General features: G+C 55.7%; 18 protein-coding genes. 2 read left to right on the top strand and 16 right to left on the bottom strand.

Annotated elements, in window-relative coordinates:
• Window positions 1–70 precede the first annotated feature (70 nt).
• The gene (locus ABXH05_RS05205; RefSeq protein ID WP_353560077.1) at window positions 71–1,420 is read left to right on the top strand and encodes a hypothetical protein; all 1,350 of its coding nucleotides are present in this window, start codon (window positions 71–73) and stop codon (window positions 1,418–1,420) included.
• Window positions 1,421–1,437: 17 nt separating this feature from the next.
• Here ABXH05_RS05205 and ABXH05_RS05200 read toward each other — a convergent pair whose 3' ends face one another.
• A complete protein-coding gene (locus ABXH05_RS05200) occupies window positions 1,438–2,934 on the bottom strand; it encodes a hypothetical protein (RefSeq protein WP_353560076.1) in 1,497 nt (498 codons plus the stop codon).
• Between the two features lie 439 nt (window positions 2,935–3,373).
• Here ABXH05_RS05200 and ABXH05_RS05195 point away from each other — a divergent pair, with 439 nt between their 5' ends.
• A complete protein-coding gene (locus ABXH05_RS05195) occupies window positions 3,374–4,888 on the top strand; it encodes a fasciclin domain-containing protein (RefSeq protein WP_353560075.1) in 1,515 nt (504 codons plus the stop codon).
• Here ABXH05_RS05195 and asnB read toward each other — a convergent pair.
• The 15 genes from asnB to ABXH05_RS05120 form a co-directional block, all read right to left on the bottom strand.
• On the bottom strand, window positions 4,885–6,840 hold the full coding sequence (gene asnB / locus ABXH05_RS05190; protein WP_353560074.1) for an asparagine synthase (glutamine-hydrolyzing): 1,956 nt from the start codon (window positions 6,838–6,840) through the stop codon (window positions 4,885–4,887). The genes ABXH05_RS05195 and asnB overlap by 4 nt on opposite strands.
• A gap of 43 nt (window positions 6,841–6,883) precedes the next feature.
• The gene (locus tag ABXH05_RS05185; RefSeq protein WP_353560073.1) at window positions 6,884–7,954 is read right to left on the bottom strand and encodes an SGNH/GDSL hydrolase family protein; all 1,071 of its coding nucleotides are present in this window, start codon (window positions 7,952–7,954) and stop codon (window positions 6,884–6,886) included.
• The gene (locus tag ABXH05_RS05180; RefSeq protein WP_353560072.1) at window positions 7,944–9,344 is read right to left on the bottom strand and encodes a hypothetical protein; all 1,401 of its coding nucleotides are present in this window, start codon (window positions 9,342–9,344) and stop codon (window positions 7,944–7,946) included. The genes ABXH05_RS05185 and ABXH05_RS05180 overlap by 11 nt, the downstream gene beginning before the upstream one ends.
• A 48-nt stretch (window positions 9,345–9,392) precedes the next feature.
• Window positions 9,393–9,542: a DUF5989 family protein gene (locus ABXH05_RS05175; protein ID WP_353560981.1), complete on the bottom strand. Its 150-nt coding sequence runs from the start codon at window positions 9,540–9,542 to the stop codon at window positions 9,393–9,395.
• Window positions 9,543–9,562: 20 nt separating this feature from the next.
• Complete coding sequence (locus ABXH05_RS05170; RefSeq protein WP_353560071.1) at window positions 9,563–11,236, bottom strand: SGNH/GDSL hydrolase family protein; 1,674 nt, start codon at window positions 11,234–11,236, stop codon at window positions 9,563–9,565.
• A 38-nt stretch (window positions 11,237–11,274) separates the two neighbouring features.
• Entirely contained in the window at window positions 11,275–11,991 is a 717-nt protein-coding gene (locus ABXH05_RS05165; RefSeq protein WP_348136067.1) for an O-methyltransferase, read from the bottom strand.
• Between the two features lie 31 nt (window positions 11,992–12,022).
• Window positions 12,023–12,799, bottom strand: a complete 777-nt coding sequence (locus ABXH05_RS05160; RefSeq protein WP_353560070.1) for a class I SAM-dependent methyltransferase — start codon at window positions 12,797–12,799, stop codon at window positions 12,023–12,025.
• Between the two features lie 64 nt (window positions 12,800–12,863).
• Window positions 12,864–14,048 carry an FAD-dependent oxidoreductase gene (locus tag ABXH05_RS05155; RefSeq protein ID WP_353560069.1) on the bottom strand — a complete coding sequence of 395 codons (1,185 nt, stop codon included), beginning with the start codon at window positions 14,046–14,048 and terminating at the stop codon, window positions 12,864–12,866.
• A 76-nt stretch (window positions 14,049–14,124) separates the two neighbouring features.
• Window positions 14,125–15,003 (bottom strand): NAD-dependent epimerase/dehydratase family protein, encoded by an 879-nt coding sequence (locus ABXH05_RS05150; RefSeq protein WP_353560068.1) that lies wholly within the window; start codon window positions 15,001–15,003, stop codon window positions 14,125–14,127.
• Window positions 14,996–16,282 (bottom strand): nucleotide sugar dehydrogenase, encoded by a 1,287-nt coding sequence (locus ABXH05_RS05145; protein ID WP_353560067.1) that lies wholly within the window; start codon window positions 16,280–16,282, stop codon window positions 14,996–14,998. The genes ABXH05_RS05150 and ABXH05_RS05145 overlap by 8 nt, the downstream gene beginning before the upstream one ends.
• Window positions 16,279–17,211, bottom strand: coding sequence for a Gfo/Idh/MocA family protein (locus ABXH05_RS05140; RefSeq protein WP_353560066.1), 933 nt, complete (start codon window positions 17,209–17,211; stop codon window positions 16,279–16,281). Before ABXH05_RS05140 ends, ABXH05_RS05145 begins: the two co-directional genes overlap by 4 nt.
• 48 nt (window positions 17,212–17,259) lie before the next feature.
• Window positions 17,260–18,807: a PfkB family carbohydrate kinase gene (locus ABXH05_RS05135; protein ID WP_353560065.1), complete on the bottom strand. Its 1,548-nt coding sequence runs from the start codon at window positions 18,805–18,807 to the stop codon at window positions 17,260–17,262.
• A gap of 7 nt (window positions 18,808–18,814) precedes the next feature.
• Window positions 18,815–19,831, bottom strand: a complete 1,017-nt coding sequence (locus tag ABXH05_RS05130; RefSeq protein WP_348136057.1) for a GDP-mannose 4,6-dehydratase — start codon at window positions 19,829–19,831, stop codon at window positions 18,815–18,817.
• Window positions 19,828–20,832 carry an NAD-dependent epimerase/dehydratase family protein gene (locus ABXH05_RS05125; RefSeq protein ID WP_353560064.1) on the bottom strand — a complete coding sequence of 335 codons (1,005 nt, stop codon included), beginning with the start codon at window positions 20,830–20,832 and terminating at the stop codon, window positions 19,828–19,830. Before ABXH05_RS05125 ends, ABXH05_RS05130 begins: the two co-directional genes overlap by 4 nt.
• A 95-nt stretch (window positions 20,833–20,927) precedes the next feature.
• Entirely contained in the window at window positions 20,928–21,668 is a 741-nt protein-coding gene (locus ABXH05_RS05120) for a transaldolase (protein WP_348136054.1), read from the bottom strand.
• Window positions 21,669–21,687: the final 19 nt, after the last annotated feature.

Below are 21,687 nucleotides of genomic sequence, written 5' to 3'. Positions count from 1 at the left end.
TATCTATGTGGTTTGCTCTGTATCTATACGGTGATGTGACCGGTCGGCCAAGTCAGCAAGGGGATTCCTGATGCATTTCCATATCGTCACCAATGTATGGGGCGAGCGGCACGTGGCCTTCTTCCTGGACGTGACATTGCGCAATGTTCTGTCTGCCAGAAACCTTCCGGCCATGGGTGCATATGGCCGTGTGACTTACCGCATCTTCACAACGCTTGCCGGCCAACATCAGATATCACAGAGCCCGATCTTTGAGGCGCTGAAGGCTGTCTGCGAGGTTGAATTCGTCACCCCTCTTGGCGACCGGACGCCTGATGTGGTCTGGCATGTGCACTGGTTTCATCGTTCCACGGCTGAGGCAAAACTTGCAGGGGCATGTCCGGTCTTCATCCCGCCGGATACGTTGTGGACCGACGGTAGTCTTGAGTTCTTCGCGCAGAAGCTGGCCGATGGATATGATGGGGTTGCTTGCCCATTTTTGCTGGTCAATTCAGACACACTGGTATCGGAACTTGAGGCTTATGATGATGGCACGGCCATTACCCTGACAGGCGCTGAGACGAGCAGACTTGGCCTGCAGCACTTGCACCCTTTGCATATGTTGGCCATGCCCGGGGCGCCCCATGCGAGGCCGGGGTTCGAAATGCATTGGGCTGCCGACAAAAACGTGATGCACAGCCGGTATGCTGTTCGTGAACTTGTGGCGTTTGATCCGAACAAATGCCCGATTACGTTTTTGTGGTACGCAGGCGGAGAGCCGTCTGATGCGCGCGTGTATTTTGGCGATGATAGCGACGACATGCTGATGCTGAGCGTGGACCCGATCAGCAAATATCCGCAGAACTATATTCTCGGGCACTCAATGGGACCGATAGACCTATCTCGGACAACCATGCACCCGCTCAATGATACCGGACACACTCGGTCATTTGTGCGCGAGGATGTTCGTATCCATGGGGGTGACTGCGCGGTGAACACGCGCGAACAGTCAAGGTCGTTGGCGGCGGCCATCGAGATGGAAGGAGGTCGAAGAGCACTGCAGATTGTTCGGGCACTTGAGCAAAATGGAGCCACTCAACTCGCCAAGCTCGTTTCTGTAGCGATTTTTGAGACGCCCCTTTTACGCCGCTGGCGTGAAGATGAGCCCTTGGATTTCGTTGCGTTCACGGACCGTCTTGTTGCACAGACTTTTGGTGAGGAGCTTTTGAGGCTTATCGAGCCAGGACATGAAGCACATCTGCGAGCGTTTTTGATGTCTCTCCGTGTGCCTGTGGGTGAGAGCACGGTTGTTCGTCTTGGCGATGCTGAAGTTTCCGTTGATTGGACTCAAACCGACACGCCGAAGCTTGCAACGTCCAGCCAGCTTGCGAACTCACTCGACATTGAGGGCAGCACTGTTTGGCTGTTTGCTCCCTGTTAGTTGCATCCAGTTGGCGCTTATCCAGCGTGCGATTGCAACGGCGAGCGTGTGCCGTCATCTGAATTGGCATATGTGTCAGACAGACACTCTATCAACTGATTCAGGTCAGTTGCGATTTGGTGTGGCTGGACTACCTGTGCGCCCACAAGCTTCATGACTATTGGCCCCAATAGTGTTCGATAGATTGCGCGTGACGCATGGAAAACGATGTCCTTGAGTGAACTCTGGGCCCACCTGCGACCTGCGGCCACAATGAAGTTCACAGGTTGGATCAGGATGCGGAATGCCGGCCTTAGAGCAGGCTTGGCAATGTTGACCACCCGTTTTTTCAACTGGTTGGCCTTCTTTAATCTGTGCGAACTGAGGACCCTTCTCGAAATGCCAAGGCCAGCGGTCAGGACTCTGGTCAGAGGCGCAGGAAGGCGAGCCATCCAGGAGCGGTAGTCCCCGATTCTTCTTATGAAGTTTGCCAGGATCGACCACACCATAGTCGCAGTTGATTTTACGTAGTTCCTGACTTTGCTGAACTGTGAGACCTGTGAAATCGTCGGCCCCGACTGTGTTGGCGCCGTTTTAGTCAGAAAGCGCTGGTCGAGCAGATGCTTGACCTTCCGTGCGGCATCAAAGGCTTTTCGTTCAAGCCAAGTTTGCTGCTTGTCCTTTAGAAGCAGTACAGGTCTGCCGGCCACACGGGTCAGGCCAGCCACCATTCTGTCCTGAGGCACAATTATGTATTTTTCTTCAAATCTGAAAATCAAATAATAGTCAGACAGGCGCGCCAGTTGCATGGTCTTACTTCGGTCTCGATCAGCGTTTGACAGGTTTTCATTGGGGATCAGTGCTGCTGCCTCAAAGGCGTCTGCTGCGGCTGCACCATCGCCGCGGCGCAGGGCCAGTTCACCCTTGCGTCTGTGAACCAGATTGGTTGGGCTGTTTTGAACATCTGGATCGCTCAGGATTTTGTCTGCCAGGTGAAATTGTTCGTTCCGCATGGCGACTTCTGCAAGAACTACTTTTGCCGCTACAGAGCCGCCGACGCACTGGTCTTTCAACATCGGCAGGTGGGGGGTGATGTTCATGCCATCCAGGGCATTTTCATAGGCTGTGATCTGGATTGCGGATCGGATCTCCAGAAGGCCGCTGAACTGACTGGGAATAGAGGCCTCGATTTCCTGTGCCACATCGTGGATGGCCGATACCAGAGGCATAGAATCTATACTCATTGTATCTATGCGCGGTGCAGTTTCCCCAAAAGCCTGGCGTGCTGCTTCCATGACGTGGTGTGAGGCTTTGATGTCTCTGGTCAGATTCCAAGAAAGACAGAAGAACTCCGGTTCGCGTAGATCGAAAAGCGCATTGCTGAGCGCAATGGCTGCGCTGTCATAGTCCCCCTTGGCCCGCATCCGGTCCAATTCCTGAAACAGCCCCTTGGCCGGCAGGCTCCCTTGGTAGGACGGATTGTCCAGTAGTGGAAAAAAATGGCGGTTGATTTCGAGGTAGGTAGGTTCGCGCATGTCGAACGCTCTGAGTTGGCACTCGCGCAGAGCCGACAGGCTCGCCATACAACCAGTGGGAGTCTGATTTTGGGAATTTTCCTGTGTTCCCTGTCGTCTTCGTTTCCTCCGCTGTCTGTGGGTCGTCCCAAGCGCAGAAGCCTTGAGGGTATCTGTGACGCCATGTTCCCCTAGCCGAGGCACTTGGCCCAATGTGGAAAATGCACTCTCGATCACTTCAAGATTACATTCGTCGTGATTGAACTGACCCACTTCGAGTGTCGCTTTTTCGATCTGACTTGTGTTCATGGCGTAAGGTTCGGGTGCTTTTTCGATCTCTTGCGGGGCGAGTTTTGGCGCGCTTTCGACCCAGCTTGTTGCCGGAGACTATTGCACTAGCGATTGGTATTCGAAAGGTCTAGAGAAGGTACAGTCAACTCGAGTGTTTGGGGAGCCTACAGTGACATCGAGCGCAAAACATCAGTCATCCAGCAGGCCAAAGCTGATGATGGTAACCGCGGTGTGGGGCGACTGGCATACAAAAATGTTGTTGGAAATGAATATTCCAACCTTGCTGGCCCCGGACAACATGCCGGCGCTCTCCAAGCAGGTGGATGTGACCTACGTCATATACACGCGGGACGAGGATTTTGATCGTCTGGACAAGGCCCCCATTATTCTCGAGATGCGGCGCTACATGAAAGTCAACGTCACTCTTTTGAAGGACGTGGACCTGTCAAACCCGATTGCGGCTCACCATGCGGCTTGGGCAAAAGGAATCGACTTGGCCCGGGCAGCTGGAATGCTCGCTCTGCTGATGCCGCCGGATGTGGCGTGGTCATCGACTTCATTCAAGACAGTTGGGCAGAAACTTGCCGAAGGCCATCAGGCGATTTTGATGACCTATCTTCGGGTGGAAGACAAATCGTTTGAAAAAAACATTCTTGCTTTGAGGACTGCGGGATCTCATTCATTGACGATCAGCGGAAATGATCTTGTGACGCTTTGCGTGCGGTCGCTTCACCCATTGATGGCTGCCTACTTGCGAAACAGTGACTATTTCCCGATCCACCCCGAAATGATGTTCTGGCCGGTCAAGGATGAAGGAATGGTTCTGCGCGTCCTTGCGCGTGAAATGTTTCTTTTCGATCCAAACAAGGCTGAATTGAATGCGGTGGCGTTGCCAAACCGACCATTCAAACCCGGTGAAGCTTGCTTCATTGATGATAGCGACGATTTGTTCGCCGTCAGCCTTGCGCCGCTGGGCACTGACCTTGCTTGGCACGTGAACCGACGGACGGCTGATCCGATTGATGTTGGTGGCTGGTGGCTTTCTTACGACAGTCCGGTAAATGACTTTGTCGTTTCGCATAAAGTCCGATGGCACTTTGCGCCGGTTACGGAGAAGAAGTGGCAGGCAGCGGAACTGGCATCTGATCTGTTTATCCGGCGAGCCGCCGCCAACCGAGAGGCCAACCGTCTTTGGCTTGGTGCGCGTCATCTTGGGTGTCGTCTTGCTGCGAAGTTAATTGCTTTGTCGATCTATACGGGACTTGCTGCCCGTGTGGCGCGTGGTCGCAAAGGCAACATTGTATTGCTGCCTTCTGATGAAGCGCTTGAGGCTGAGGGCCAAGAGTTCGTGGATGCCCTGTTTGACGCAAAGTCGCATGCCGTGCGCAGTCAGCTGTTTAAAGCGCATCTGGTACCTGAGCATGACCCTGTGGAGGCGGGCGTTGATCCGCTGGCCCAATTGGCATTGTCTGATGTGAATGCAGAAATTGGCACAGTGTCCGGTCAGGTCCACACCGTAGATCGGCGCGACGGCGTGCTCTTTGTCAGCGGCGCGCGTGTTGTCGGTGAGCCTATTTCGTTGGGGCCACACATTGTCTACATCGTCGACAAAGTGCTGGAGCCTGCCGGCTCGATGCTAACCCATACTGGTACTTTGCCGTCCGGCGATTCTGTTCCAGCTTAACCCGGTGGATTGTGCTCCCAGCGGTCGAGCCAGGCTTCCATCATCAAGACGCTCCACATCATGTAGTGCCAGTTGCGGCGGCCGGAGAGATGGTCTTCCCAATGGGTTCTTACGATTTTCGGGTCAAAGAGGCCTTGCTCCCGGAGTCTCTTTTCGTCGAGCAGGTGCTCCGCCCAGTCACGCAGCGGACCGCGCAGCCAGTCTCCAACGGGCACGCCAAATCCCATTTTTGGGCGGTCGATGAGAGACTGCGGGACATGGCGGTACAGAACCTGTCTCAGTGCCCATTTGCTCTGGCCATCGCGCAATTTCATGCTCAGTGGCAGACGCCAGGCAAATTCAATCAGACGCGGGTCAAGCAAGGGGACACGTGCTTCCAGGCTGGTTGCCATACTGGCGCGATCAACCTTGGTGAGAATGTCGTCGGGCAGATAGGTCATGAGGTCCGTGGCCTGCATGCGGCTGATCGGTTCCTTGAACCGCTCACGCATTGTCTCGTCCCACAGAAGACCGGGCGGCTCGGTGCTTTGCTGCACAACATCTTCCGGTGACATCCAGTTTGAGACCAGTCGCCGGTAGATGGCGCCGGGGCCATCCAGCTCCACGACAGATGCCAGCTTGTACAGCGCGTCGCCGGGATTGCCGGGTTTGATCCTGTCGGGGATCGGGCGCGTCAGCTGGTTCCACCGTGCTGGTGACAGACCGCGGATGCTTCGGCTCACAAGCCGACGCACCGGCAAGGGGAGCGTGCGGATCGTGCGCCAGAGGGTTCGACCCCAGACATAGCGATTGTATCCGGCAAACAGCTCATCTCCGCCATCGCCGGAGAGCGACACGGTGACGTGCTGGCGGGCCAGCTTGGAGACCAGATAGGTGGGGATCTGTGAGCTGTCCGCAAAGGGTTCGTCATACATGTCCGCCAGTTGGGGGACGACGTCGAGCGCATCCCTGGACGACAGGTACAGCTCGGTGTGGTCCGTGCCCAGATGTTTGGCAACTTCGGCGGCGTGGTGCGCCTCATTGAACCCTTCTTCTGAAAAGCCAATTGAGAATGTGCGCACCGGCTGACTGCTTTGGGCCTGCATGAGAGCAACGACGGTTGAACTGTCGATGCCGCCTGACAGGAATGCGCCAAGTGGCACGTCCGAAATCATCTGCTGGCCGATGGCGTCGTGCAGAAGATCGCTGAGCTGATCGACGGCCTCTTCAGGCGAGCCAGTGAAGGGGTCTGCCGCCGCCTGTTCCGCTGTTTCCAGGCCATCCCAGTACGTCTTTATGACTGGTTCTGACGGTGCTCCGCCAGACAGGTCGCAGGTGAGATAGCAGCCTGGCGGAAGCTTGTGTGCGCCCTGATAGATGGAGTGTGGCTGAGGGATGTAGTTGAACCGCATGAACGCAGCCACGGCGTTGCGATTGATGGCCGTGTTGAACTGTGGATGCGCATGCATCGATTTCAGTTCGGACGCGAACAGTAGGGTTGACCCGGCTTTGGCCCAGTAAAGTGGTTTGATGCCGATGTGATCGCGCGCAAGCGTAAGGCTGCGTTGCTGACGGTCCCAGAGCCCGAAAGCAAAAATGCCATTCAGTCTCTTGAGCGTTGCTTCAATCCCCCAGTACGCGCAGGCCTCTATAAGGACCTCGGTGTCCGAGTGTCCGCGGAATGTCACGCCGACAGCTTCGAGATCTTTTCTCAGTGCCGGGAAGTTATAGATTTCGCCGTTATAGGTGATGACGTATCGACCGGACGCATCATGCATCGGCTGTGCGCCAGCTTCAGACAGGTCGACAATGGAAAGCCGGCGGTGACCAAATGCAACGCCCGCTTCTGGGTCGCTCCACATGCCGTCGGCGTCAGGTCCGCGATGAACGAGCGCATCTGTCATCCCCTGAAGGATGCGTGCGTCGTCAGCGGACAGATGTTTGCCAGTCGCGAAGCCTGTTATGCCGCACATGGGTACACCGGTTTGCGATCAGGTCGGGTTATTGACCCTGTTGTCAATTTGATTGACCAATCTGTTCCCCGACAAGAAGGTTTGGTTGTTCGTCAATCCAGTCTGCCAGAGCTCTACCAAAAAGCCGATTTGCCTTTGTGTTTGGGTGCGGGTCGGGGACCGTCACCCAAAGCGATGCTGGTTCTTCGGATTGAACCGCGGATAGCAAATCAATGTAAGGCGCGTTGGCGCGGTCAGCGAGAGCCTCAATTTTGCTTTCAACATCCACAAATGGGTATGGGTCAAGTTGTCTGAGTTCAGGGAAGTGAGAAATCAGGAGTGGCACTTCATTTTCCTTGCACCACTCCGCTATGGAGAGGATAGCCGCTGATGCATCCTCCCATCCGCTTGGATTTGTCTGTGAATCATACAGGCCGCGATAATAGGTAAGCCAGTCTTCATTGCTACCAAATCCTAACTGGCGTTCCGCTATATCCAAACGCGCGGCGAAGAACGTCCAAGCCTTGGAATGTCGCTCAATGAAACTCGTTTCATATGTCGGCGTTTGCTCAGCATCGTTGATAAAGTAATTGAGCAAAACGACGTTAGGCTTCAATGGCACCACTTTTTCAAAGAAGGCTGCCGCCTGCATTTTTGAGTTGTAGTTACCCACGCCGGTGTTGATCACCTCTACATCGCGCCCTCTTGAGCGTAATTCTGTTTCCAAGATTCTGGAAAATGTCTGATCCTGGGGCACGCCCCAGCCGAATGTCAGGCTGTCGCCAACGCTTGCGATGCGGATGGTCTTTGCCGATGGTGATGCATCTAACTCCCGGTCACGAAAGCCAAGGCTATTCGTAGTCACCATGGTGCCCATTAGAAGTGCTTCAGCATTTGGCCGGTGGTCGTGACCTATGTTCGGATTTTCAGCGACCTTTTTGATTTCCCGTGCGTACTTCCACATTTCGAGGTCATATTGCATGCCGTCATCGACGAATACATGCACGTAGAGCTCAAGAATGCCGATAATGCCTATTGAGATGACGCCTAGCAGAATGCTGTTTGCAACCCATCCCTGAGAGGCGGCCTCATTATCGTTCTTCTCCTCAGGGGCAATAGGAGTGTTACTCGGCATTGTTTGTTTCCTGTGGCGAATTGGCGTCATTTGAATTTCGCCACTTTGTAAGCAGTTGGGCCGATTCATCAATGCTTTTGAGTGCAGTTTCCATGGACGCTGCAAGGGCAGGAACACCTGTTTTTGTAGGGTGGGAGTCGCTCTCGGAAACAACCAAATCTCGTGGAGAGGATTTCGCGGTTTCGGAATACCACTGATACAGATGGTGCACATCCCGTCCGGTAAGGCGCTGGAGATCTTGCAGTAGTGCTTTGCTGACTGTCGGGTCTACACCAGCGCGGCCATGGATGATGTGGCCATCCGAGGAGCCCTTCATTTCTTCATAGGTCGGGATATGTAGAAAAACCATTGGAATGTCTGATGACACAACGGCCGATATTGCATCTGCAGCTCTCGGGTCTTCGTCAAATGCCAGCAAACGCAGGGAGTTGAAGACCGTGTTGTCGCGGGTGATTTTCATGTCCGCATACGGAGTGTCATAGTTGATTGCGTTCCAGACAAATGACACGTCAGTTCGCCAAAAGTTGATGGCAATCGGGTCGATTTTCGGCTCAACAATTATTCTGCGCCGTGCCTCGATCAACTGTTCGACTGCGACCTCAAGATCATCGGAGTTTTTGTTGTCATTGCCTGTGTCTTGATGCGCGCCTCGATCGCAGAGACCTTGGGTAATCAGAGGTGATGCCAGTTGCGGCATTCCAACGACACGCTCCGGCGGAGGCAGCGCGCCCGATGCGTCCAGCGGGTCAAGCATGAAAAGCAACCGTTCCACGTCTTCTGTCACCGGAACCGTTGTTCGCCAGTGGCGCGAATATCCTAGTGCTGTGGAGTTAAAACCAAAGATCAGGAGGTCTGGTTTCAATTCCTCAATCTTTGCAGCTGCGAGGTCGAAGGAGAGAAGAAGGCCAGAAGCGTCGCGCGAAAAATTCAGTATCGCGACGGATGCCCCCAATTGTTCCGAGAGTGCCTGTTCCAGTAGCTGGATCGGAGTATGGTCATTAACATCCTTGGTCTGTGTGTAGGAGCTGCCGAGAAACATGATGCGGATGTCACTGTCCCAATAATCTGGTGTGGTATTTGCGTGATTTCCAAAATCATTTGCGCCGATAATCCGTTCGCATTCGGCGATTTGTCCCTCTTCAATCGTCGCTGACAACCAGTTGCCTGGGCGATAGTCATAGCCATAGGCCTCGTTGTACACCCAGGGTGACGGAGACTCATACACGGTGAAACTTGAGGACGTGTCGGCTTCTAGCCTTGCGGCTTCGATCTGCTGGTTGACGGATGTTTGCAGCTCATTACTTAGATAGAATCGATACCCGACCTCCACCATTAGAAGGCAGAACAAGATGGATATGCCTGCAAGGAGGATGTCTTTGACCGATGGCATTTTCGCGACCTTTCATCGATGCAATAAATCGCTGATCTGGCCGATGACCTAGAACAAAGTGTACAAGAACGGGGCGACTGCGCTGCCTTTTGTCATTACGACAAGACCGCCGAAGAAAGCCATTGCTACGAAGATTGGCAGCAGCCAGAACTTTTTCCGGACTCTCAAAAAAAGCCACAACTCCTGGAAAATACTCAACATCTTGATTGATCCGTTTCTTAGTTGCGTTCGGCTATAGGTGGAGTTTGATCATCACCAATGAAGCCATCTAGTTTGAGATTTGCGACATCGATATCGGTACCGTTGCCGGGGAGCAAGCTGCTTCCCTCACTATCAAGCAATTGCAGTAAGATGCGAACATTGCCTTCAGGGAATTGCGCGTAGAAGCGCACTTCTTTCCACTCTTCGTCCCGCAAAGATGCTTCGACCGATGCGCCAATGCGCTGTACGGGACCCAACCGGGTCAGGTCTGCTTGTTCGTTTGAGAGGTCGATATCCGCCAAGACCCCCACAACTTCACTATGTAAGAGTTGAAGGCGCGCACGCGATGACGAGCCAGCTCGCATTTGCAGGCTTAGTTCATACCGTCCTGCAGGAAGGCTCTTCTGGATCGGAATTGTAAGGTAATGTTCTCCGGTTGGCCCGTCAGAAGAAAGTGTGAAGCCATCTTGACCCCACCACAAGTGGCTCACGTCAATCAAGTTGTTCTCGAAAGCGGACAGATCCAAGGCGTGGTCGCTTGTCGCGAGAACATCCCCTAGAGGGGTAGTAAACGGTGAGGGGCCAAACATGACATCAACCGGAGGCGGCATCGGTTTTTCGGGGAGGTCAGCAAGTGCAGCGGAAATCAGTCTTGCGACGAGTGCATTTCCCTTTGATGACATATGGCCAAAGTTAAACTCCCCAGCCCCCATAACATAAAGTTCCTGCAAGCTGCTGGAACTTTCCTGTGCGATGCCCCGAATGCTGTCGAACTCATCGACCACCGGTATTGCCAAGGATTCGGCACAATCAATTACCAAATCTGCATGCCCCGGTCGGGGAGCGCTCAAATGGTGAATCTGTCCGCCATATTGAAGCACTAGAACAAGATGGATGCCCTGCTCATAGGTGCGCTGCTTCATCCGCTGCAGCAGGGCACAAGACACGGCTACTGGGTCATTGGCTATCTTGCGATATGTTGACCCTGTCGGAGTGTATAGAGGCGTACCGCCAATTGCTGACATGACGATGGCTGGAAGGTACAAGTTGTGACCAATGCCGGTTGCGCGTTGCGGCGCGGTGTTCTGTGTGGAGTCGGGCACCGGTACATTCTTGAGCTCTATGCCCGTGGGGGAATCTACAAAGTATGGTTTGTTTTCCCCGTACCGTGAGTAACCTGAACGCAGAATATCCTGATCAAAAAAGCTTAGAACAATGGTGTGCGGCTTGAGTGGATCGATCAGCTGCTCGGCCCGCAGTACAATCTGGTCCGTCCCATAGGCACCCACACCGGCATTCATGACCGGCTCGCCTATCAGCTGTTCCAGATGCGCTGGCCAAGACTCGTGATCCAAGACTTCTGACCCGGCTGTAAAGCTGTCGCCAGACGCCAGAACCGCGCCCTCTGCCAGCACTGTGTCAGGTCCATTGCGGCGGATGCCGTACTCAATGGTATTCAGGTGATTGGATTTCAAATTCTCGCGGAGAACCCAGCCAAGCGTCTCATCATAGCGGTTCGCCGTGGCCGCATTTGTCTCAACAGCGTAGGCGGTTCGCCAGTCCGACCAGGGGGCCGCAGGCACGCCGTTGACCACGCGTAGTCCCACTTCGAGGAACGCGAAGCCAACAACGAAAGTGCCTGCGATAACAGCGCCATTAACAAGCGCTGATCTGATCGGGTTGTCTGCCACTTTTTACCTCTCCTGACGGTGAGGGTAGGCGAAGAACGCTATTTGCGCACCATCAGGTAGATGCCGTTCGCCAGCGGCAGGGCGATGCGCAACCAGCTGTCCTGTCCGGCGGCCCAGTCCATGAAGGCTTTGGTGCCGGCACCCTTTTCGTTGACCGGCGTGTCATTGGCGACGTCGCCGTGGAAGAAGCAGTCATCCACGACCATGATGCCACCGGAGTTGAGCAGGGATTCGGTCTTGAGGACGTAGTCCAGATACCGTTCCTTGTTGCCGTCCACGAAGATCAGGTCGAACTTTTCGTCCTTGGGCAGGCTGTCGATGACTTCGAAAGCATCGCCCTCGTGAAGGTCGATCTTGTCTGACAGGCCATTGAGCTCAAAGTTCTTGCGGGCGATGGCTGCAAAGTGATCGAACTTCTCAATGGAAACGACCTTGCCGTCGGCCGGTACGGACTTGGCGAAGTTCATGGTCGAGACACCGATGAAGGCACCGATTTCAAGCACGCGCTTGATGCCAGCGACCGCAATCAGAAACTCGAAGAAGCGCATGCTGACCGGGTTTGAGGCCATTTCCTCAACGGTGAACATGTCGGTGTGCTCAAGCTTGAACGTCTCATGCGGGTTTGGAATGCCGCTTGAGGAAGCAATGACCTCATAGAGGGCCTTTGCGTAGTTGTCGCCCGAGTAGTGGTAGGTGTGCTCGTGCTGGTCGGGGAGCATCTTGTCCCAGAAGTGCACTGTTTCTTTGTCGCTCATGTCCATGATCTCCTGATCGGCCAGACGGGATTTAGATGACGCCGTCGACGCCGGTCTTGTCGAGATAGACGATGTAGGAACGGCCCCACCAGGAAATGTCCATGTGACGGACGATCTTCCAGCGTGAGCGCTCCTGCCATTCGAGGAATGCCTTGGCGACGCCCTTCTTGGGGCTGCCTTTGTAGCCGGCAAACATGTCATCCATGTAGATGACCGTGCCTTCCTGGAGGAGCGGCTCGATGAAGTTGAACACGGGAACCGCTGACTCGTAGAGGTCGCAGTCGATGTTCACGAGGGAAATCTTGCGGCCTGAATCGAGGTACTGCTTCTGCAGATCCTTTGTCAGGCTGTCGTCGTAGTAGCCCTTGATGGTCGAGACGTTGTCGACATACATGCCGTGGTCTTTGACCATGCCCATGAACTGTTCTTCAGTTGTGGTGAGCACGCCCTTCTTCCAGATTTCCACTGACGTATCGGTGGTGGGGTCGGGCAGGCCTTCGAAGCTGTCAAAGGCGTGGAACTGCATGTTGTCGAGGTTGTGCCGACGGGCTTCTGTCAGCGCCATGCGGAATGTACGGCAGCGGTGGCAGCCAAACTCGTGATAGTCGCCATGCACGCGGTTGTCGGTCAGGAAGTCGAAGGTCTTGCGATAGAAGTGCGCCTTCTCCGTCTGACGGTTGGTCTGGTTGTACTGAATTTCCTCGTCGCGGCCCCAGTCCTTGTGGCTGTCGGCATTGCCAAGGTTGACCCATGGCTCATCTAGGCTGGGCTCAATTGCAACTGGCGGCATGGTTTTCTTGTCGGACATGGAAAATTCTTTCTAGTTCAGACCCGTTGAGACTTCGGGGTGCCGGTCACACCCGGCTGGATGGTTACGACTTGAGGTCGGCTGCAACTTTCATGGCGTGATCGAGCGTGTCGTCGATGTCCACATTGTAGAGGTAGCTGCCGGCACGGCCGACGGAGAACACGCCGTCCGGCATCTCGTCGAAATACTTCTGTGCTTTGGCTTTTTCCGATTCAATCGGCATTGGGTAGTACTTGGACGTCATTGACGGGATCTCGAGTGTGATCAACGTCGTTGGCGCCTTGTGAAGTGTGAACTTCTTGTACTCGGTGATGCGGGTGAACTTTTCGTCGCCTGCAAAGTAGATGAAGTACACGTCTTCAGGCAGAGCGAACTCTACCGGCAATACGATGGTGTGCAGATCGCGGCCGACATATGGCAGCTCACCATGGCACTGTTCGAACAGGTGGTCTGGCGAGATGGTGTTGACGATGATGTCGAACTTGCGCTTCTCGCCGTCGATCACCACCGTCTTGTTGGGGATGTCGTAGTCGGAGATGCGCGTTGCCAGGTGAACCTTGGCGTCTTCTGTCGCGATCTTGAAATAGTCGTCATAGCCGTTGAAGGCGATGGGATAGGCCGAGATGGCTGTATCCCAAGCGGCGCGGCCACCTTCCTTCACGGTCACGCCCTTGGGGGACCAGGTGAAGTCATCAATCTGCTTGTTGTCGTCGATCTGCCACATCTTGCGGGAGTATTTGTCGACAAACTTCTTGTAGAGGGTTTCGCCGATCGAGTTGATCCAGAAATCCTCGAAGTTTGTGGCGAGTGAAGCGTTGTTGAGGTTCCGCACGTCCTTGCGGGTCATCTCAGCGAACTTCTGGTTATCAAGGCGCTGGATGGCGCTCATGTTAACGGCGGAGAGCTCGTTTTCGATCTGGTTGGCTTCCGGCATTGTTGGAATGTCGTCGGCGTGGATCGGGTAGCCGTAGAACTGTTCATCGTCTGACACATAGGTCAGGAACTGATGGTCCGCGCAGCGGCGCATGGGAACGTAGGTGTTGAGGAATTCATAGACATGGGGCCATGGCGTCAGGAAGTGACGTGGGCCGAAGGTGTAAGGGTGGCCGCCATAATATTGGGTGCGCACGCCGGCACCCAGAAAGGGTGCAGCCTCAACAACGGTGGTGTCCCAGCCGCCCTGCAGCTGAAGCTGGTGAGCCGCGGCGCAGCCTGCAAAGCCGCCTCCAATAACGAGAGCCGTTTTCACGTCCTATATCCCCCAAAAACCCGTCCGCAGAAGGCGGTGGGCGGTAACATTGCGGCGCACAATCGGCACGCCGCCATCATGAGTCAACCCGGTTGAAGGATTTTCGGAATCCCTCGTCAAAATCGATAAAGCTGAATGCCGGGAAGGCCTTAAGCCGAGCCGTCACATCGAAATGCCGGTGGGTAATCGGGTTCTGGCGTGGGGTGCCTGAAACACCGCCTTTGCCTGCGATTTCCACGGCCAGTTCTGCGCATTCCCGGAAGGAGCGTGAGGTCCCGGTGGCGACATTAAGGATACCGGTCGAACGGTGCTGGATGACCTGGGAAATGAGGGCGGCAACGTCCTCAATGGCCACATGGTCGCGCTTTTCCTCGCCTTCACCGAATAATGTGATGGTTTCACCAGCCTGGGCCTGACGCCGGTAGCGGTTCGGGCCATAGCCATTGTGAGGGTCGGCGGCGCCATAAAGGAGGCTGGGACGCAGGTGGGCCAGGGGTACGCCAGCGCCCTTCATGGCCCCGGTTAACAGTATCTCGCGGGCCAGATGCATGGCGCCGTGGGGCGAGCCAGGTGCCGGGGCCAGCCCCTCATGCACCAGATGGGCCGCATCCTCATAGATCGCGTCTGAGCTGATATTTACCAGGTGGTTGACCGAGCGGGTGGACACCGCCTGCACAACCGAATCAACCATGCGCATGTTCGTTGCCATGGCAGCCGCGTCCCGGCTGGGTGCGATTGCTGAGACAAAAACCAGCGTATCGGTCTCTTCAAGGGCTGCGGCAAGCTGTTCGCCGGCAGCTGGTGCTGTCAGGTCAAGCTCCGCATGCCCCAGGGCCAGGTGATTGATGCCTGCAGCCTCAAGCGTTGCAGCCAGCGTGCTTGCAACAAAGCCCTCACGGCCAAGAATGACAACGCGATTAGGGGCGGTCGGGTCAGTGTTCAGGTGTTCAAGCATCAGACACCCCCAATGTTAGATAGGACAGGCCGGCCTTGGCACAGGCCTTGGCGTCCAGCACCCGATATGGATCAAGGACCCATTTACCGGCCATGGCATCTGCCAGTTTGGCTGGGTCGATGGATTTGAAGTCATCCCATGGGGTCATGATGCACACGACGTCAGCCCCCTTGGCGCAGTCCAATGGATCAGCGGCATCAATTGGGGCTGGATGGGGAGCGGCGCTGGTCTTCACCACTGGATCGAAGGCTGTGACCCGGTAGGGGTGAAGGTTTTCGATCATGGCGAAGGCGGGCGAGTTCTTGGTGGAGTGGGTGTTCTCCTTGTAGGAGAGGCCCAGGACCGCAACCAGCGGATCATCCATGGTGGACAGCACGCGTTCGTGCAAGGTGCGCAGCGCCCATTCCTTGCGGTAGGCGCTGTTGCGGATCCATGCGGCAATAACAGACGCGTCGCTGCCGGTCTCTTCAGCAAAGCGCGTGACGGTGATGAGGTCACGGATCAGATTGCTGCCACCAATGCCAAGGCCCGGTGACAGGTAGGAGTATTGGCCGATACGGCGGTCCAGCTTGAGGGCAGGGGCAATCTCTGACCAGTCAGCGCCAATGCCTTCGCACAGCTCTGACAGCGTGTTGGCCACGCTGATGGAGGCCACAAGGCAGCAATTGATCGAAATCTTGCACAGCTCGGCGCTTTCATAGCGCATGGGCAGGATTGGGCAGTCATAGGCTTCAAGGCATTTGCGGAACGCATCCGGCAAGGGTGCGTCTGGATCCGGGCAGCCGATGATGTAGCGCTCGGGATACAGGGCGCGCTCTATGGCGCGGCCGAAGATCAGCGTTTCAACCTGGTAGAACATGTTGAGGCCGGGGCGCGTGCGGGCGCGGGTAAAGCCGGGTGGAACCTGACTTAGATTGACCAGCACAGCATCCTTGCGAATGGCCGGAATGACTTTCTCAAGCAGGGCATCGAGGTCAGTGAGGTCGCTCACACCGTCATCGGTCACCGGCACGTCTGGTGCCACATAGAGCACGTCACATTGCTGCAGAACGGACAGGTCGCTGGCATAGGTGATGCGGTCTTTGTTCTTGGCGGCCAGTTCGGGCAGGTCTGGTTCCAGGACCGGCATCTCGCCTGTTTCCAGCTGCCCGATGAGCGTGGCATCCGGATCAAAGCAAACGACGTTGAAGCCTTTTTCAGCCATCCCCACGGCAGAGTTCAGGCCCAGATGGGTCATCCCGGCAAAGCCGATGACCGGCAGAGTGTCGGTGGATGTCATCGGCTCACCTTCTCAAGGGCTTCCGCGCTCAGTTTGCCGAGCAGCCGGTTCAGCCAAATGTCGTTTGCAAGACTGGTCTTGGCGCCAGAGGTCACCAGACCTTTGAAATGGGCATATTCGGCCGCCCATGTGGGGTCTTCCTGCACCAGCGTTTTGCTCTCTTCGGGCGGACGGCCAGAGGGGAGCACGCGCATGCGGGTGGTGAAGGTAGACGGTCCCCACTTGCACAAGGACGTGATGTGGGCGGTGCCATTTTCCGCAAAGATGTCGCACGTGAAATGGTTGCGCCACATGAGCAGCGTCATTTCCATTTCGAGCTTTGGACGGGTCTCGCCGGAGGCAAACACCACATGGTCGGGCGCTTCGTTTTCGTAGTTGCTGGAGGAGACGATGTTGAAGTCGTCACCCAGATCCCCAAACCAGAATGAAGCTGTGTCGAGCAGGTGCGAACCAAGGTCCGGCAACACACCTGATCCCTTGTCGCGCCATGCACTGTCGCGCACCAGGCGCGCCGTGCCGTTGCCGTAGAACATGCGACAATGATAGATGCGGCCGAGCCTGCCGGACGCAATCAGGTCATGCATCGCCACATAGTGCGGCTCAAAGCGGTGGTTATAGGCTGTGTAGGCGACAACGCCGTTCTTCTGGGCAAGTGCTTCGAGCTTCAGAAGGTCTGCGTCGTCAGCCGCAAAGAGCGGCTTTTCAACGAGGGCGTGTTTGCCGTTTTCAAACAGATAGGTCAGCAGGTCTATCTTGGGTGCGTCCGGCACACAGCACAGGGCCGCGTCATAGTCTGCCAGGGGCACGTCCTGAATGGACTTGTAGTCCGCATCCGGATTAACAGGATCGACCGTGGCGACGAAATCGTCCCCTGCGTGGTGGCGGCGCTTGTGGCCCTGAACACCAAGCCCGACGACGATAACTTTCATGCCTGCGTACTCCTCGTGGGCGACCTTCTGGACCGGAAGGTGCCGGAACTAACCTTCGTAGTTGGCGCGCTGCTCGCTTTTGTTGATCTTGTCGAGAACATGATCAGGCGTCACCGGAATGTTGCCGTCATGCTCACATTCAACAGCGGCGGCCATGGCACCCAGCACCGCTGCACACACCTCGCACCCACCGGCCACGTGAGCCAGTGTTGCGTAGGACAGCAATGCATCGCCTGCGCCAACCGCGTCCTTTACGTCGTCGGCGAAAGTGTCGACGGCAAAGAACGACCGAACATCTTCCTTGTCCTCGGTTGGGCGGTAGGCAATCAGGCCGCGCGGTCCGAGTTTGAGGATCAGGTTCTTGGCTTTTGATACTTCGTAGAGCTTCTGAGCAAGCGGGCGGACGACGCTGTCCTGATCCGAAAGAGAGAAGCGCGCTTCGCGCTCATTGGGCGTGATCAGATCAAAGCCCTGGAATTCACAGATATCACCCCAGCGACTCGCGACCTGGCTGTCCGCGACCTTGAACATGCCTTCGGGAATGGCGGCACTAAGGGTGGGGATTGTTGCCTTGTTGAAAATGCCGTGGCGGAAGTCGGAGAAAACAACGCAGTCGCTTTCAACTGTCTTGATGGCGTCCACCAGCTTTTCGACGATGGCTTCCGAGATCGTGCGATTGTCGAGGGTATCGACTTTCAGCATGCGGTAATCCGCACAGACGATAGCGTTCTTGTTGGTGGTCGGGCGTGTTTCATCGATGACTTCGCGCATGTGCACGCCTGCGGTGCGCAGGTCATCAATCACGAAGCTGCGCCACTTGTCGTCGCCCAGCACCGTTGAGAAGGTCACGTCCGCGCCTGCGGCGTTGAGGTGCTTGGCCACAATGCCGGCGCCGCCGACATAATCGTCCTGGCCTTCATACCGAACAGAGATTGTCGGTGTCTTGGTCTGGCCGCCGATCATGGCTGTGTAGGTGTAGGTATCGACGATCGTGTCGCCTACCACATGCGCTTTCACGCCCTTCATTTTTGAGAGCGTGTTGCGCAGGTCGTCAAAGGTGATGCCTTCGGCTTCCATCAAAGACAGCAGTTTGTCTGCACCGATCTTTGGTGGAGCTGCCTCAATGATGCGGGAAGAAGAGTAGACAATGTCGCCCGGCGTGAAGATGAACTCCCCGCCATAGCTGTCGAGAATGTCTTTTTCAGCCTGGGTCTTGGGCGGCAGGCCGCTTGAGACGTACTCATAGCCCTTGGCAAAGTAATCCGGCTGGATGCGGCTGAGGTTTTCCAGCGGCGCTTCGTTCTTGTCGATGATGACGTAGTCGACCATGTCGAGGGCAGCGAGGTTAAGCGCGCGCAGCTCTTCTGGGACATACGGGCGGAAGTTGGCCTTCTTGATGTGTTCGTCTGCAGTAAGGCTGGCAACGAGAACATCAGCCTTGCCGCCTGCATACATCAGATGGCGGATGTGCCCAGGGTGCACAACGTCGAATGTGCCGTGGCACATGATGACCTTTTGCTGCCGGGGACGGGTGCCGATGGCATCAACCAGCTCTTCGACCGTCTTGATTTTCGCTTTGTATTTATTCTCAACCATGTCTGGTCTAGCTCTTCTTTGACTCTTCTTCAGGCGACAGCATCTCGAACCATGTCTTCGTGGCCTTGGCAATTGAGTCCGGGTCCCACAGGGGAGCTTCCGCCCAATAGCCGATGTTCTGGACGATGCGCTGAACGCCTTCTTCAAAAGATACTTTGGGTTTCCACCCAAGTTCCTTCGTGATTTTTGTGATGTCTGCAAATGTGCAGTCGGGCTCGCCGGGACGCTTGGGAATGTAGGTGACTTCGCCGCCGAGCAGCTCAACGAGCTTGTTCACGGACTGAGGGTCGCCCGCACCCATATTGTAGGCCTGGCCCACAGTGTCTGAGATGCCTGCGAGGTAGAACGCATTGGCGACGTCACTGGCGTACACAAAGTCGCGGCTCTGGGTGCCGTCTCCAACAACCGTATAGGGGGTGTTGGCCAACTTCTGACGCAGGAACACGCCGAATACCGCGCCATAGGCACCAGAAGTGCGCGAGCGGGTGCCATAGGCATTGAAAATACGAACCGCGTTGGCGGGAAGGCCATAGACCTCGTGCCAGTGGAACACCGCCTGTTCGCCCTGATACTTTGACAGGGCATAGGGGTATTTCGGCTCGATGGGGTGGTCTTCGCGGGTCGGCGTCTGCGCCATACCGTAGCAGGAGGACGAAGAGGCATACACAAGCTTCTTCAGTGTGCCCGCTGCGCGCGCTGCTTCGAGCACGTGGACCGTGCCCTGAACGTTCGCAGACATATATTCAAGCGGCTGCTCGATCGACGGCACGATGTCGCCGATGCCAGCAAAGTGGAACACATAGTCCACTTCAGAGAAGAGCTTGTCGCCGGGCTGCAGCGAGCGGATGTCGCGCCACTCGGCAGTCACGTCGTTTTTGGCGTGATGCTCGATATTGGCTTCGCGACCACCGATCAGGCTGTCGATGACGCGGACTTCAAAGCCCTCGTCAACGAGCAGATCAACCATATGGCTTCCGATGAAGCCCGCTCCACCGGTTACAACAGCGACAGGCTTCTTACTCATGCGGCTTCCATGGCTTTCAGACGCTTCACATTGAAGTAGAAGTCGTCGGTCATGCTGTCTGGCAGCTTGTTTTCCTTGAACGCCTGGCAAAGATCGCGGATCGCGATTTCCACATTGCGCTTGGGCTCAAAGCCCAGCTGCTTGCGGATCTTGTCGGAGTTCACATGGTAGGAGCGGTTGTCGTCCGTCGGTGTCGTGACAATTTCGATCTCGCCCTTTTCAGGGAAGAGTTCCTGAACGACCTTCTGGGCCAGTTCAGCAATTTCCATGATGGACATGTTCTGGAAGCCTGCATTGAAGACTTCGCCGGCGATCTTGGCGGAGTCTTCCTTCAACAGGTGCGAATACAGATCGCACATGTCGGCCACGTGCAGGTTCGGGCGCTTCTGTGTGCCGCCGAACACTGTGATCTTGCCGTTGTTCACAGCGTGATTGGTGAGAATGTTGACCGACAGGTCGAGGCGCTGGCGCGGTGCGTAGCCGCACAGTGTGGCCGGACGGATGGTCACGCATACAAAGTCATCGCTTTGATGCTTGAAGAGAAGAGGTTCACACAGACCTTTGTACTCGTTGTACTGCGTGAGCGGTACAAGCGGGTGGTCTTCAGTCACGTTGGGTGAGTCAGAAATGCCGTATACGGAAGATGATGACGCGTAGACGAAGCGCTTAACGCCTGCTTCCTTCGCCGCGATGACCATTGGTTCAAACGCATCCATGTTGATGGAGGTTGAAAGGTTCGCGTCCAGCTCGAAGCTTGCGTCGTTGGAAATGCAGGCGAGGCTGATGACTGCATCAATGCCCTTGAAGGCTTCGGCCAGTTTCGCGGTTTCGCGAATGTCGCCCTTGATGATCTTCAGGTTGGGGTTGTCCTTGGGCAGGAAGTCATCGCCAAAAAACATGATGTCAAAGACAGTCACGTTGTAGCCCTCGTCCAGAAGCTGCGGTACCAGCAGGCTTCCCACATAGCCGGCACCGCCGGTCACAAGCACATTCTTGAACACAATAGTCCCCGTTCGTTCGCCAAATCGTTCGCAATAAGGATGAAAGTCAGCGTGACCCGCCCTTGGTCAGGGCAGATCACGCTATTGGCTGCTTGTTATTCCGCAGCCTGAGAATTGGTGTTGATCGTGTAACCGACCGCAGTGGCGTCCTTGTAGAACATGTCCACTGTTTCCAGTGAGTACTGGTCCAGGTCTTTGCCAATGAGGCCGAGCTTGCCGAGGATATCGTGGGCCACGGTGATGATGTGGCTGCCGCTGTCTTCAGCGTGATAGATGTTCAGGAGTTCGCGCGGGCTTGCCCAGAGAAGTTCAGCCTTTGGCTTTGACTTCATGATCTTGGCAGCTTCGGCCATGACGGGCACAGGGTCGATGCCCGTGTCAGCAATGCGACCAGCGAAGACTGAAATGATGGCGGGTGTGTCTGCGTCCAGCGCGTCTGTGATCTCGCGCACCTGATCCAGAGTGAATACGGCAGTCACATTTGCCTGCACGCCTTTGGCTGAAATCGCGCGGATGGCAGGAACCGTCGACTCACCCTTGGTATTGGTCACGGGGATCTTGACGTTGACGTTCTTGCCCCAGGAAGCAATTTCCAGCGCCTGCGCTTCCATCTCGGCTACATCGTCAGCAAAGACTTCAAATGAAAGAGGGTGGTTCGGGATGGCCGCAATCACTTTGTGGGCAAAGCCCGCATAATCCTCAACGCCAGCCTTGCGCATCAGCGTCGGGTTGGTGGTGAAGCCTTTAACCAGCGGATTTTCTGCGAGCTTGAGCATCGCATCGATATCGGCGCCGTCGGCGAAAATCTTGACCTTCAGGTCTTCAACTTTGCGCATCTGGTACATCCCCCCAATA

Origin of the sequence: Pyruvatibacter sp. HU-CL02332, from assembly GCF_040362765.1 — a bacterium.
Taxonomy (GTDB): domain Bacteria; phylum Pseudomonadota; class Alphaproteobacteria; order CGMCC-115125; family CGMCC-115125; genus Pyruvatibacter.
Note: the sequence above shows the minus strand (reverse complement) of the source record. Positions and strands in the feature narration are given on the sequence as shown.